The following is a 14,105-nucleotide window of genomic DNA, read 5'->3' as shown; positions in this document are numbered from 1 at the left end:
CGATGCCGGCCGGCTGCGGCAGATCCGCGGTCGACAGGGACCGCACGGCCCACTGCACCGCCAGGGCCTCGTCCGGTTCCTCGGTGGGACCGAAGACCGACAGGATGTATCCGGCGAGGGCGGCGTTTTCCGGCTCCCAGTAGACCGGGCTGTCGCCGACCTTCTCGCCCACCACGTTCTCCCATCCGGTCGCCGGGTCGTTGAAGGGCTCGGCGACGGCGTAGCCCTCGTCGTCCAGCACCACCTCTCCGACGGGGGCCAGGGGCTGGTCCTCGTGGATGCCGTAGGCGGTGTGGGTGTTGCTCAGCGTCACCGGCGTGAAGAACGACTCCGCGCCGGTGCTCGGGCTCTCCTCCGGGACCTCGACGAGGTACTCCGCGATCGCCACGGGCACGGCGACGGCCGGCGCCGCAGCGACCAGCGTCCCGGTTACCGCGGTGGTGCCGGCGAGAGCCGCCACCGCGAGGAGCTGCGCGCGGCGGGCGGGGAGGGGGGAGGGCATGGGAACTCCTGGGGATCGTGTGAGGATCGGCAGGCCGGTGGGGGCCGACCGATCTTTACTAATGTAATTGCATGGAGGGGGCGCTGTCCGGGGAAGTCACTGTGCGACGCCGGGTGTGCGCACAAGAGGGGACGGGCAACCCGACTGCGTCACGGGACGGGGGCCGTCTCGGGATCGAGGGCCAGGTCGACGATGAGGTTGTTCGTGTACGACCAGGACGGCGCGCCGTCCGGCTGGACGTAGTCGCCCGAGCAGGTGACCAGGGACAGCCCCGGGTCTCCGGTCAGCTCGAAGATGTCCCGCGGCGGCGCATCCCTCGGCGTCGGCTCCCGCACCGTGGTCACGGTGTAGGAGAACACTCCCCCAATCCGATTGGAGACCCAGAGCTTTTGCCCGGGCTGCGCCGTGTAGAGCGTGGCCAGCGCGGGAGCGTCGTACGGGTAGTCCACGTGGCCGGCCAGCACCGTGTTGCCCTGCTCACCGCCGATCGGGGCGGAGGCCGAGTACCAGCCGATCGCCGCACGGTTCTCGTGAGTGGGCACCGCCATGTTCCCGGCGTCGTCCGTGCCCATGGTATCGAGCGCCGCGTCGATGCCGATCGAGGGCGAGCACACCCGGGCCCGGACGGACAGGTCCCCGCAGGTCTCCGGTCCCCGGACGGCGCGGTGCGCCCCCGGATCACCTGCGTCTCGGGCTACTGCCGCGGTGAGCGAGGAGGTGTTCACCGGGGCGGGAGCGCTCACCGACGTGGGATTGGGGTGCTGGACGTCCCCGCCGAAACCGGCTGCCGAGGCGCCGGTCAGCCAAGGCAGGGTCAGGAGTCCTGTGGCCGAGAGAGAGACGACAGCGAGGCCTGTTGCCAAGGCGGTGCGACGAGGAGGTCGCCCGGAGCCGTCGCTAGGAGGGGGCTGGTCCGACTTCATCGACTTACATGCTCAGGACGTTGAGCACCGTCGGCCCCAGCACGGTGAGGAACAGGACGGGGAGCACGAACAGCATGAGCGGGAGCAGAATCTTCGTGGGGATCTTCTGAGCGGCTTCCTCCGCCCTCTGTCGGCGCTTGATCCGCATCTCGTCGGCCTGGGTGCGCAGTACCGTGGAGATGGATATGCCGTAGGCGTCCGCCTGGATCACCGACCGGGTGAAGGAGCGCAGGTCCGGCACGTCCGTGCGCTGCTCGAGCGCCAGGTATGCGTCGCGACGAGGAATGCCCACGCGCATCTCCTGCAGGGTGCGCACCAGTTCCTCGGCCAGCGGTCCCTTGCCCCCGTGGCCGGCTCGGGCCATGGCGGACTCAAAACCCAGGCCGGCCTCCACCGCGATCATCATCTGGTCGAGGGTGTCGGCCAGTTCGAGACCGATGGCCTTCTGCCGCTCGGTGCCACGGGAGTACAGCAGCAGATCAGGGACGAAGTAGGACAGTGGCACCATGACGGCCACCACCAGGACCATCATGCCGTTCGAGCCGCTCAGGAGAAGCAGCAGCATGCCGAGCAGGAGAGAGGCGGCGAGCGCGTAGACCTTGAAGGCCATGAGGCGGGCGATCGGCCATTCGACCGGGCGGCCGGCCTTCGAGTACAGCCGCTCGAGGCGCGCCCGACCTCCGGCTGTGGTGAACCGCCGCGCCCATCCGAAGTCGGGGGCGTTGCGGATCTTCTCGGCGGCGGTGGCCGCGAAGCCGGCCCGCAGGTTCTGGCGCACTTGACGGTCCGTGCCCCAGCGGGTGCCGAGAACCAGCCAGACGGCCAGGGCCGCAGCACCCGTCAGGCAGAGCAGAGCGAGACTCGGTGGTAGCGAGGACATGGGCGTTCCTTCGGGGAGTGGGGAGGACGGAACTTAGAAGCGGATCTTGACGACCCGTGACATCCAGAAGCCGCCGATGGCGAACATCAGGAAGGCGATGACGATCATGGCGTAGCCGAGGACGCCACTGGTGAGGAACTGGGAGATGTACTCGGGGGCGATGAGGGAGAGGACGGCGGCGATGAGCACGGGCAGCGCCATGAGGATGTAGGCGGACATCTTGCCCTCGGCGGACAGCGTCTTGACCTGCCGCTTGATTTGGTTGCGCTCCCGGATGGTGCCGGCCACACGGTCCAGCACCTCGGCCAGATCGCCACCCACCTCTCGGTGGATGCCGATGGCCTGGGCCACCCAGGAGAAGTCGTCCGACTCCATCCGCTGCGCGGCCTGCCCCAGGGATTCGTCGAGCTCCATGCCCAGGCGGGTCTCGTTGACCACTCGGGCCAGTTCCTCGGACGTCGGGGCAGGGGACTCGCGGGCGACGGCATCGACCGCCCGGAGCAGGGAGTGCCCGGCGCGCAGAGAGCCCGAGAACAGTTGCAGGGTGTTGTCCAGCTGTTCGGCGAAGATGCGCTTCCGCCGGGTCATGAGCAGCCCGACGCCGAGTTTCGCCACCAGAGGAGCCACGACGAGGAAGAGCAGTCCCAGCGGGAGGCCACCGGCCAGAGTGCCCACGGCCGCGGCGACGACCGCGCCGACCGCCACGAGCACGAGGAAGTCCGCGGGTGAGGATTTGACGCCGGCGTTCTCCAGGGTCTCTGCCACTTTCCGGGTCCATCCGCGTCGCTCGAGGAACTCGGCTACCGCCTCGGTCGTCACCCCGGTCAGCCGGGACAGCTGTGATGAGTGCTGCTCCCTCGTCGTGCGAGGCGGTCGACGCCGGTCCATCGGCAGGCGTGGAGTGCGGGAGCGGAAGACCAGGAACAGAGCGATCAGGCCGGCCAGGACGAGCAGACCGAATCCGAGCGCGAGCGGCGACATCAGCGCTTCCCCGGGTCGAAGACGGACGGATGGATTTTGATGCCGTAGTCCTCGAACTTGTCGATGAACCGCGGGCGCACCCCGGTGGACCGGGTGGTGCCCCGGAATCGGCCGGTGCGCGGGTCCACGCCGGCGTCCCAGTCGAAGACGAAGGCGTCCTGAAGGGTCACGGTGTCCCCTTCCATACCTTGGATCTCAGTGATGTGGGTGACCCGGCGGGTGCCGTCCCGAAGCCGGGACAGCTGCACGACGAGGTGGATCGCGGAGGAGATCTGTTCACGCACCGCCTTCTGGGGCAGCTCCATGCCGGCCATCATGACCAGGGTCTCCAGGCGGGAGATCACGTCCCGCGGGGAGTTGGCGTGAATGGTCGACAGCGACCCGTCGTGGCCGGTGTTCATGGCCTGCAGCATGTCGAGGGCCTCGCCGCCGCGGCACTCCCCCACCACGATGCGATCCGGGCGCATGCGCAGGGAATTCTTCAGCAGGTCGCGGATGGAGATCTCGCCCTTGCCCTCGATGTTGGCGGGGCGGGACTCGAGGCGCACCACGTGCTCCTGCTGCAGCTGCAGTTCCACGGCGTCCTCGATGGTCACGATGCGTTCACCCTGCGGAATGAACGAGGACATGACGTTGAGCATCGTGGTCTTGCCCGTGCCCGTGCCTCCGGCCACGAGGATGTTGAGGTGCGCCTCCACGCACCCGCGCAGCAGCTCGGCCATCTGCGGGGTGACGGAGCCGAACCGGATGAGGTCCTCGATGGTCAGCGGATCCTTGGCGAACTTCCGGATGGTCAGCGAGGAGCCGTTGACCGCCAGTGGCGGGATCACCGCGTTGACGCGGGACCCGTCCGGCAGGCGTGCATCGACGAGCGGTGAGGACTCGTCGATGCGGCGGCCGACCTGGGTGACGATCTTCTCGATGACGTTGCGCAGGTCCTGCTCCGTGGCGAAGGTCGACTCCGCGAGGGTGACCTTTCCCTTCTGCTCCACGAAGATCTGGTCGGGTCCGTTGACCATGATCTCGGTGACGCTCTCGTCGTCGAGCAGCTCCTGGAGCGGGCCGTAGCCGAGGACGTCGTCGCTGACGGAGCGGATCAGGCGCGTGCGCTCCTCCGAAGACATCGGCACCTTCTCCTCGGCGACGATGCGGGTGAGCTCCTTGGTGGCGAAGTCCTTGAGCTGGACGTCGCTGAGGCTCGAGTCGGACTGGCGGGAGCCGATACGGTCCAAAAGTTCCTGCTTGACCCGTTGCTTGAGGCCGGCGAGGGCGTCGATCTTCCCCGCGGGGTTCCGAGGACCGGGCTCGGCCACGGTCCGCGGGGATGGTGCGGTGAAGACCGGTTCCTCCTCGACCCCGGGAGCGTCCTCTCCGTCAGTCGCGGCCCCGACCGGGTCCGTGAACGCCAGTGTCATGGCCCTGTCGAAGGCGGCATCGACCGTCGGCGCCGCGTCGACGACGTGGGGCGCCGTCGGTACGGCATCGGCGACGTGCTCGGATTGCGGGGGGAGTGTCTCGCCGCGGGCTGCGGCAAGACGTTCTGCGAGCTTCATGATTAGACCATGGCCTTCCGGTGCATGCCCCGCTTGGCGGTGGGGTGGTTGGGGGAGAAGGTGTCAACCAAGGACTTCAACTGTCGTGCCGCCTTGTCGCGCGGTGCGTGCAGAATCAAGGGCACGCCGCGGTTGGTGGCATAGGCCGCCATGCGGGAACGGGGCACCATGTGATCCACGGTTGTCCGGATGGTGGCCTCGATGTCACGGACCGAGAGCCCGGTGTTGCGGTCGGCGGCGTTGACGAGCACCGAGACGTTCTCCGGCACCAGCGCCATCTCACCGAGCAGGTCCATCTCCTTCCGCAGGCCTCGGACACCGGGCACGTCCATCCCGGTGACGAAGATGACGTCGGTGGCCGCCTCCAGGGCCGCGAGCGCGTGCTCGCCCATTCCTGGCGCGGTGTCGATGACGACGTACTGGAACTGGCTCGACAGCTGATCGATGAGGTGGGTGATCTGGGCGGCGCCCACGAGGTCACCCTCCGCGGGGTTCGCCGGGGTGCACAGCGCGTAGATCGAGGCCGGATGGACGGTGAGGAAGGTCTTGAGCACCAGGGCGTCATCGACAGCCGGGCCGGTGACCGCGTCGGTCAGCGAGTGCTCGGGTGCCAGGCGCAGGGCGGCCGCGACGTCGCCGAACTGCACGTCGAGGTCCACGATCACCGTGTTCATCGGGGCGAGCGCACCCAGTCCCACCGCGAGATTCGTGGCGACGGTGGTCTTGCCGACCCCGCCCTTGGGGGAGGTGACGACGATGACGCGGCTGTCGTCCCGGTGGGGAGCGACCACCTCGTGAGGTCCGGCCCCGAAGGAACCTCCCTGCGGCAGCGTTCGGCGCCTCGAAGCCGCCGTGTCGAGCACCCTGGAGAGCGTTCCCAGCATCTCGTCGGCGTCCGCGTCCTGGTCGAGCACGTCGCGGAAGCCGGCACGCAGGGCGGCGACCGCCAGGGACATGTCGGCCGGGACGACCAGTATCAGCGAGACCTCAGGACGCTGGATGTCGAAGATACCACCCAGCCGGAGCGCAACGTGCAGGTCCACACCGGGGCCGAGCACGATCACGGTGGGCAGCTCGCCGACGGAACGACCCAGCAGCTCGTCGGGGGTGGCCGGCAGCGAGGTACTGAAGACCGTCTGGATCTCTCCTGGCAACCGGCCCTCGACGGCCTTGCGGAATCGGGCGTCGTACTCGGGGTCACCTGTGACCAGCAACAGACGGCTCATTCGAAATCACCTCTCGTGGCGCCGTTGTCGTTCTCCTCGGCGTCCTCGGATTCGAGGGACAGCCAGACACGGCCGAACTCGGAGGCGTAGACGACCTTCTCCGCGGTGTCGGCGTTCACGGCCAGGGTGACGAGCATGGAGCTCTCGGGCACTGCGGGGGCGTCGCTTTCCGGGCTGCCTTCCGTGCCGTCGGTCGGTGCGGGTGCTGTGGGAGCGCCCTGGACGGAGGTCACCAGGATCTTGTGGAGGTCCTGGGCCGTCTTGGCCTCCCGTTGCTCCTCGCCCTCGAAGGAGACGAAGACGCCGACGGTGTCACCGGCCGAGAGCTGGCCGCCGACCACTCGCGGGGCATCGAGCTGGATCGTCACCTCTTGCAGTCCCTTCGGGACCGGCACCGTGCCGGGCTCTTCCAGTGCCTCGGGGTCGACCAGCCGGGAGTCGAGCAGCTGCTCGCCGGGTTGCAGGTCGACGCCGGCGACCTTCCCGTCCTGGCCGTCGAGGGTGTCCAGTGCACCCTCGGGCACGACCGCCGCGGGGACGGTGTGCAATGCGATGAGCTCGTCGAATTCCTGCACGGGCGTGCCTTGCGGGATCGGTGCGGTCACGAGGTAGACCTCCCGGGGCTCCTGGTCGTCCAGGGCGCGGGCGTCTGCGGTGCCGACGTAGGTACTGATGATGGCGAGCCCGGCGAGGGCCAGGACGGCCATCACCGCCCCGGCAATGATGCGGATCTTCACGGGAGTACTTCCAGGTTCTCGAGTGGATGGCGATCAGGAGTGAACGAGCCGCGGGTGGACGGTACAGTGACATCGCGTCCACGAGGTGGATGCGGTCATGTGATGGGTCGCCCGGTGCGAGCCGATGTCACGACGCTCCATCAGTCGCTCAGTTTCACAACGGTGGCGCCGTAGGAGGTGGGTGGTCCCAGGTCGAAGCCGGGATCCACGGACACGAAGCGGACGAAGCGACCGTAGACGCCGTCGCAGTTCTTGCCGCAGGCCCCCGTCACCTTGGTGGGATTCCATGCCACGCCTCCGGTGAACGTGTAGCCCTCGATGCGGAAGGCCGCCCAACCGGAGATGTGGTAGGTCCCTTTGTCCCCGGGCCCGCTGACGGAGTCGTAGACGGGGATGAGCAGGATCTGATTCTTGAGCGCCGACTCCGTCAAACTGTCGGTGCAGCCTTGCGGCAGACTGCTTCCGGTCGAGCTCTTGATGTTCTTGCCGACTGCCACGGGGACCCCGCAAGCATCCTTGGGGTCGTCGCCGATCCAGCCGAAGCCGCCGGGCAGATCGGTGTTGTGGCCGGTGTTCTTGCTCTCGGGACAGCGGCTCGGACCCTTGCCGCCGAGCACCAGCACCTGCGGTGCTCCGCTGAGGTCGAACTCGCATGCCGCGAAGGCGATCGGAAAGGCAGCGATGCCGGCCTCCGGTGACCCCCAGACGGCGGTCGCCGTGGCGCCGACGGTGGCGTCGTCGATCCCCAGGACGGGCGCGAAGGACAGGGCCAGAGAACCGGCTCCGCCCTGACCGTCCACCGTCGACGTCTGGACCCGGACCTTGCGCTGACCCTTGTTGAGTTCCAGAATCGCCGCCGCGGAGCGGTTGTCCCGCGAGTTCGTGTCGGCCATCTGCTGAGCGGCCGGCAGGACCGAAGCGGTGTTCAAGCAGTTCGTGCCGGCGGCGCAGTCCTGGGCCACCGCCATGGCTGCGGCATCGGCCCCGCTCTGGAGCTGGGCGCGCTCCTCGTACAGCATGCCGACGTCGATGGCGATGGCGGCGAAGCCGAGTAGGACCACCAGGCTCAGAGCGGTGACGATGGCCACAGCGCCGCGCTCGCCATTGGCCCGGTGGACAGCCCGGGCGCTCCAAAGGTGATCGATCAGCCGCCGCATCGCATGGCCGCCTTTCCAGTGAGGGTCATGTTGTCCGCGATCCCGGTGACGGTCTGCAACGGATACGTCACAGTGACGTTGACCGTGGAGTTGGCCGTGCACGTCGTGGACGAGGGGGTGAACGTCATGGCGGTCGAGTTCAGGGAAGGAGCGGCGGAACGTCCGGTGCTGACGGCCTCCACCCAGTTGCTGGTGATCGCCATGGTGCGGGCGGACTCCCGGGCAGCGTGGGTGAGGCTGATCTGGGCGTTGTACGCCCGGCCGAACTCGATGGTGCCGAGGACGATAAGTAGCAACAGAGGCAACACCAGGGCGAACTCGACGGCCGCGGCTCCGCGCTCAGAGCGCCACAGGTTCATGAGGAGTCCTTTGTAGAGAAAGGTGATGGACGGTACGACCGGAAGTCAGACGTCTCTGGAGCGAAAAGCGCCGCGGGCCCCAGGTGCGGGACGCCGCGGCGCTTCATGCAACGCCCTCGCTGATTAGGCGTTGGCCTCGGTCAACTCGGTCAGCACCGTGGTGAACAGGGTGTTGAGCTGAGGCCCCATCAGAGCCAGCGTGGCGACAATTGCGACGGCCAGCAGACCGACGATCAGGCCGTACTCGACGGCGGTGGCGCCCTTCTCCTCGCGGGTCAGGCGGTCCGCGATGGAGTTCTTGGCGTCGGCGACGTACTGCAGGGTGACGAGAATGGGCAGCATGATGAATCCTCACAGTGAGAGATGAAAAAGGGGGTTGAGTCGGAGAACGAGCCCTTGGCATTCGTGTCTTGCGGGATCTGTCTGCCGCTTGCCTACCGACCTGTAGAAAAGATAGCTGTCGCGATCGCAAACACACAAGCATTCAGATGCATGCACTTTAGGGGACGTCAAAAACGGACGTAATGCCTAGTGGCCGCATACATCGATCTGCATGTACCCGCGCAGCGGCGCGCTTGTCCCCCAAATGGCGTCAGTACAGCCCGGGCAGCAGGTACTCCCGCGCCAGAAGCTCTCCCCAGATGACCGCCACCAGGGCGCCGGCGAGCATCGACGGACCGAACGGCACGTCGTTGCGCAGTCCACCGCGGCGGGATGCCAGGACGACGAGCCCCACCACCATGCCGGCCACGGACGCCAGCACCGCTCCAACGAACAGGGTCCCCCACCCCTGGAAACCGAGGAACAGGCCCAGCACAGCGGCGAGCTTGACGTCCCCCATGCCGAGCCCGGCCGGCGAGATGAGTGCCAGCACGAGGTAGAGGACGAAGAGCGCTAGGGCGCCCAGGACGGCACGCAGCAGTGCGCCCCAGGCGCTCTCCCCTGTGGCGGCGAGCGCCAGCAGCACGAAGCCGATGCCCAGCGCCGGCAGGACCACAGCGTTGGGCAAGAGATGGTGGCGCAGGTCGATCACCGTGAGGACCACCGCGATCGCCGCGAAGAAAAGATACGCCGGTAGCTGCCAGCTGAGCCCGAAGAACGATGCCACGAGAACGAAGAGCGCGGCCGTCGCAACCACCAGCAGTGGACGGGAGGGGGCAAAGGCGGGCTCGTCCGTGACAGGGCTGTAGCGGAGGACCACTCGGGGCAGGAACCATCCCACGACAGCGCCGATGAGACCGGCGGTGAGCACCGACCAAAGAGGTGCTGTTCCGAGCATGGGCTCCACGAAGGCGCTCCTCCGGTCCGTGGGCGCTTCGGCTGACGCCCGGGGGTGTGAATGTCCCCCATTCAGGGGTCCTGTACGGGAGAGAGACTAACCGAGCAATCGACTCTCCCGGTGTTGTGGCACGTCAATCGGCCATTGCGGAATTCACGGATCTCAGTTCGAAAAGCCCAGACCGGAATTTTTGAGAAATACAGTGCACCGAAGCACCGGTTTGATCTCTCGTGCAGTGACAGGACAAACCTCAGTCGGAGGTGGCTGGGCCCTTCGGCCGCTGAGCTTCCGAGATCAGTTGACGAGCCAGGACAGCACCGGCGGGACGAGGACGCACCCGAGTGCCATGAGCACGACGACCATTGCCAGCACGGCCTGTTCCCGGCGTGCCGCGGCGGCACCGGCGAGCTCCAGCGGCGGGCGGGGGCCGAACTCCCAATCGAGGGCCTCCTGTTCCCAACGGGTGCCGACCAGCTCGTCGGCGCCGCTCAGCAGGCGCAGACGCTCGGAGGTGTCCGCGTTGTCACCATGATTGCGTGCGCCGAGCGGGGGCAGTGCCCAGGTGTGCCGCAAGCCCTGCAGGAGTGAGAGCACCGCCTCAAGCGGTTTGTTCTCGAGGTAGTTGCGCTGGGTCCAGGCCACCTTCGCCCGCTCGAGCGGAAGACCGAGCGCCACCTCGGCCCCGTCCCCGCGGATCTCGAAGGCCACTCGGTGCGCCTGCCGACCGGGCGTCGCGGGCGGGTCCACCGGCGCCGTGATCTGCGGGACGTGCAACCAGTGGAACGCCGCGACCACAGGAGGACGCGCGCCACGGCCCAGGAACAGCACGCCGTTGCGCTCGACCACCACGGTGACGAGCCGGGGCAAACCGGCGTGCCGGGCACCTGCGAACAGGTCCGGGCGCAGCGCGCGCAGAGCGTCCAGGAACTTCGCGTCGCGCCGCCCCTGCAGCACCGTGTACATGCTGAGCCCCTCGGCCGCCCGGAAGAAGGCCTGCGCCCGGGAGCCGAGGAGAGCGGCCAGTGCGGCGCCGGCGATGGCCCCCATCAGGCCCGCGAGCACGACGAGCCTGCCCGAGAGTTCCAGTGCGGACGCCCGCGCCGACCACCAGAAAATGCCGAGCGCGGCAATCGCCAGCACCGTCGCCAGCTGAGCCCGGTGCTCGCGCACCCACCAGGACCCGTCCTTGCGGGACAGGTGGTGCTGCTCGGCCTCGCCGGCAGTCCGGGGCCGGCCCGGGCGCCGGGAGACGCTGAAGGACTGTCGCGCGTCGTCCTCCCGTCCGGCGGTGTCCGGGGGCTGACGGCGGACGGCGTCCCCGGCGGGTCCCCAGGAGGAGTACGGACCGCTCAGCGCTGGAAGCCGGTCCCTCAGCTTCGAGAGTTCGGTGCGCAGTCGGTCACCGTCGAGATCCGTGGGTGAGATGCCGAAGGCGTCCAACCGGCCGCGCGCCGCCATGGTCACCAGCTTGTCGGGATCCGGCGGGGACCGCAGGAGGTGCTTGGCGAAGGCCGCGGTCATGAAGTGGCAGGCGTCGAGGGCGTCCGCGTAGGCGTCCATGCCGGAGTAGCCCATGGACGCGGTGATGTGGGCGGACGTCTTGCTGAGCTGCACGGTCGCGAAGGACGCCGCGACGTCGAGCAGCAGGAACACGGCCGCCGCCCCGTATTCGGGGAAGCCCGTCTCCGCGAGACTGTCGCGCGGAGACAGCCCCAGAGCGCCCTGGACCCCGCGCACGGAACGGTCGAACATCGTGCTGCCGTGGGATCTCCGGATTTCCCGGAACACCAGGGTGTCCAGCAGGCGGGCCCGGATCTGCGGGACCGGTGTGCTCGGGTGGTATGGGGACGCGGGGAACGCCGCGGCGTATCGGGCGCCCAGGAAAGTCGCGAGACCCCCGTGGGCTCCCGTGTCCGGCCTGGTGATCATGCTGTCCGGCCGGGCGAGCTCACGCTCGATCTCCCGCAGCGTCCGGAGGTCGAGCTCCCCGAGGAAGGCAAGGGCATGCTCCAGCTCCTGAGCCCCCTCCGCTCCGTCCCGCACCTGAGTGCGGGCCATGGCGCGCAACCGCTCCACTGCTGCGGTGCGTTCTGCCCGCTCGTCGCCGTTCATGCGTGTCCTCGCCCCTCAGTGCACCGGGCTAGGTGCCGGGCAGTTGTGCATTCTCAAAAGCAAACTACACCGGGTGGGCTGCTTCCGAGGCTCAGCAGGAGGTGAGCACGGACAGCGCGGTTTGCAGGCCGTGCTCCTTCCGCACCTTGAGGCCCACCCGCTCGGCGGCGGGACGGCACCTGAGGGCGTCGCTGATCGCCGCGGTGAGCCGCTCGGCCGTCAGCTTCTTCTGTGGGATGGGCGCGGCGGCCAGGCCGATGCTGTGGAGCTGCCGGCCCCAGAACGGCTGGTCGGCCAGGAACGGCACCACCACGTGCGGGACGCCGGCGCGGGCCACGGTGTGGACGGTCCCGGCCCCACCGTGGTGGATGGCCAGTGCGGCCCCCGGCAGCACCGCGTCGAGGGGCAGGGAGGGGACCGCGAGCACGTCGTCGCCCTGGAGGTCGCGCCGGAGGTCGTCCGGCAGCGCGAGACCGCCCCACCCGGTGAGCAGCAGGGTGCGCAGTCCGTGGGCGCGGGCGCTCTCCACCACCGCCCTCCCCCGGGCCAGCGGGTCCCCGGAGGCCATGGAACCGAAAGTCGCCACGAGGTAGGGCCCGCCCCGGAGGAACTCGCGCACAGCGGGATCGGGCTCCGGCACCGGGGCGTCGGCGTGCCAGGACCCGGTGAGGTGCACCGAGGCCGGCCAGTCGTCCGGGCGCGGCAGGAGCTGCGGGCTGATGGGCAGCAGGGTGGCCGCCGGAGCGGGAACGACGGCCGGCCGGCCGCCGGACAGCTGGGCGCAGGCCCGGTCGATGTCCCGGCGGAACATCCGCTCGGCACCGCGGGCCACCGCGTAGGTGGCGCGGTTGAACCGGCCGAGGTCCCGGTTCACCACGCCGGGCGCCGGGAACTGCCGGGTGGGGGTGAGCACGGGAACGGCCTCGACCACCACGTGCGGGGCGCCGAGGGCCTGCGCCACCGCCGGCGCCGTGAGCACCTTGGGGTGGTGGACCACCACGTCCGGCGCGAAGGCGAGCGTCTCCCGCACGGCGGCGGCCAGCATCCGGCGCATGCCGGGGCCCACCTCGGTGCGGAAGTGCCGCACGGCCGTCCACGGCGAGATCCCGTGCTCCTGGACCAGCCGGTGGAAGTCCACCTCCAGGCTGACGGTGTCCAGCCCGGACAGGTCCACGCCGGAGGAGTCGGGGAGGCCCAGGCGGACCTCGTGGCCGTGGCCGGCGGCGAAACGGGCGAGGGCGGCGAACGGCTCCACGTCGCCGCGGGTGCCCGCGGTCAGCAGCATCATCCTCATGGACCCAGTGTGCTCCTGCCGCGCCCCGACCGCAGGGGTCAGGAACCGGCCGGGGTGCAGCTCTCCTCCGGGCCCCAGTGCAGCCACTCGGGCAGGTCCGCGGTGAAGGCGTCCCGGACGGCGGCGGTGTTGGTGGTCGTCCAGTCCACCGGCCCATCGATCTCGACCTCGTGCTTGTCCCACTCGAACCAGCTGATCATCTTCAGCTGCGGGAAGTCCTGGGGAATCGACTCGTCGAAGACCTGGCCCCACCACGCCTGCTTGATCGCCAGCTCGTCGGCACCGCCCTGCGCCGGGTTGTACAGGGCGGCGGTCTCCGGGACGGCCACGGGCTTGCCGCGCCGCTGCCCGTACTCGGCGTAGAAGTCGGGGACGGCGCGGTCGTCGCCGCCGGCGCCGGAGTAGGCGCCGGTGAGCTGGGCGGCGAACTTGCCGGGTTCGGGCAGCTCGTTCTCGCCCCAGGGGTGCTGGTCACCCCAGTGGTACAGGGACATGCCCACCCAGTCCACGGCGTCGTCCCCCGGGTAGTAGGGGGCGTACGGGTCGTCGGCCATGGTCAGCGCGCCGTCCCCGTCGGTGTCGAGGGCCGCGAAGTCGGCGCTGCCGGGCTCGGCCTCGTGCTGGCCTCCGGCGAAGGGGTAGCCGCCCCCGTAGTTCGGGGCCCACATCATCGCCGAGCCGGGGGCCTGCTCGTGCACCGCGGCCGCCACCCGGCGGTAGGCCTCCACGTAGGCGGTGGGCTGCTGCCCCCAGGCGTACCAGGAGCCGTTCATCTCGTGGGCGAAGCGCACGATGACCGGCACCCCGGACTCGTTGATCGACGCGAGATCGGCCGTCAGTGCCTGCACGGCGTCGTCGGTCACCTCGGCGAGCCCGCCCTCGGGCTCGAGGGTCAGCAGCATCATCTGGCCGTCGGACCGGATCTGGTCGGCGGCCATCCGCAGGTAGTCGTGCCCGCGCTCGTCGTAGGGGAACCCCGTGAAGGACACGGACACGGCGGGCCGGTGGCCGAGCCGGTCGGCGTAGCCGCCCAGCGGCTTGTCGTCCCAGTCGAGGTTCACGCCGTAGAGGGCGCCGGTCTCGGGAACCAGCTCGGACCGGT

14 protein-coding genes are annotated in these 14,105 nt (G+C 69.2%); all 14 read right to left on the bottom strand.

All coding sequences use genetic code 11. From position 1 onward, the window contains the following. Window positions 1-502 (bottom strand): hypothetical protein (locus RIF68_RS09875; RefSeq protein ID WP_309050779.1); only part of this gene is annotated, 502 nt, incomplete at its 3' end. 149 nt (window positions 503-651) lie between these two features. Next, window positions 652-1,245 (bottom strand): class F sortase, encoded by a 594-nt coding sequence (locus RIF68_RS09870; protein WP_309050778.1) that lies wholly within the window; start codon window positions 1,243-1,245, stop codon window positions 652-654. A gap of 184 nt (window positions 1,246-1,429) precedes the next feature. Beyond that, window positions 1,430-2,305, bottom strand: a complete 876-nt coding sequence (locus tag RIF68_RS09865; RefSeq protein ID WP_309050777.1) for a type II secretion system F family protein — start codon at window positions 2,303-2,305, stop codon at window positions 1,430-1,432. 33 nt (window positions 2,306-2,338) lie between these two features. Then, window positions 2,339-3,286 (bottom strand): type II secretion system F family protein, encoded by a 948-nt coding sequence (locus RIF68_RS09860; RefSeq protein ID WP_309050776.1) that lies wholly within the window; start codon window positions 3,284-3,286, stop codon window positions 2,339-2,341. Beyond that, window positions 3,286-4,839, bottom strand: coding sequence for a CpaF family protein (locus tag RIF68_RS09855; protein WP_309050775.1), 1,554 nt, complete (start codon window positions 4,837-4,839; stop codon window positions 3,286-3,288). Before RIF68_RS09855 ends, RIF68_RS09860 begins: the two co-directional genes overlap by 1 nt. Before the next feature lie 2 nt (window positions 4,840-4,841). Beyond that, window positions 4,842-6,065 carry an AAA family ATPase gene (locus RIF68_RS09850; RefSeq protein ID WP_309050774.1) on the bottom strand — a complete coding sequence of 408 codons (1,224 nt, stop codon included), beginning with the start codon at window positions 6,063-6,065 and terminating at the stop codon, window positions 4,842-4,844. Then, complete coding sequence (gene cpaB, locus RIF68_RS09845) at window positions 6,062-6,802, bottom strand: Flp pilus assembly protein CpaB (protein ID WP_309050773.1); 741 nt, start codon at window positions 6,800-6,802, stop codon at window positions 6,062-6,064. The genes RIF68_RS09850 and cpaB overlap by 4 nt, the downstream gene beginning before the upstream one ends. 140 nt (window positions 6,803-6,942) lie before the next feature. Then, a complete protein-coding gene (locus tag RIF68_RS09840) occupies window positions 6,943-7,959 on the bottom strand; it encodes a pilus assembly protein TadG-related protein (protein ID WP_309050772.1) in 1,017 nt (338 codons plus the stop codon). Further along, complete coding sequence (locus tag RIF68_RS09835; RefSeq protein ID WP_309050771.1) at window positions 7,947-8,318, bottom strand: TadE/TadG family type IV pilus assembly protein; 372 nt, start codon at window positions 8,316-8,318, stop codon at window positions 7,947-7,949. The genes RIF68_RS09840 and RIF68_RS09835 overlap by 13 nt, the downstream gene beginning before the upstream one ends. 123 nt (window positions 8,319-8,441) lie before the next feature. Beyond that, window positions 8,442-8,660 (bottom strand): Flp family type IVb pilin, encoded by a 219-nt coding sequence (locus RIF68_RS09830; protein WP_309050770.1) that lies wholly within the window; start codon window positions 8,658-8,660, stop codon window positions 8,442-8,444. A gap of 250 nt (window positions 8,661-8,910) precedes the next feature. Beyond that, window positions 8,911-9,597: an A24 family peptidase gene (locus tag RIF68_RS09825; RefSeq protein ID WP_309050780.1), complete on the bottom strand. Its 687-nt coding sequence runs from the start codon at window positions 9,595-9,597 to the stop codon at window positions 8,911-8,913. A 294-nt stretch (window positions 9,598-9,891) separates the two neighbouring features. Next, window positions 9,892-11,709, bottom strand: coding sequence for a hypothetical protein (locus RIF68_RS09820; RefSeq protein WP_309050769.1), 1,818 nt, complete (start codon window positions 11,707-11,709; stop codon window positions 9,892-9,894). 91 nt (window positions 11,710-11,800) lie between these two features. Continuing rightward, complete coding sequence (locus tag RIF68_RS09815; RefSeq protein ID WP_309050768.1) at window positions 11,801-13,003, bottom strand: glycosyltransferase; 1,203 nt, start codon at window positions 13,001-13,003, stop codon at window positions 11,801-11,803. A gap of 38 nt (window positions 13,004-13,041) precedes the next feature. After that, the coding region (locus RIF68_RS09810; RefSeq protein WP_309050767.1) for a glycosyl hydrolase at window positions 13,042-14,105 on the bottom strand (1,064 nt) is incomplete at its 5' end.

The organism is Streptomyces sp. (assembly GCF_031178505.1).
GTDB classification, from domain to species: domain Bacteria; phylum Actinomycetota; class Actinomycetes; order Streptomycetales; family Streptomycetaceae; genus Streptomyces; species Streptomyces gulbargensis.
The sequence above is the reverse complement of the archived record's forward strand: the minus strand, read 5'-3'. Positions and strand labels throughout refer to the sequence as shown.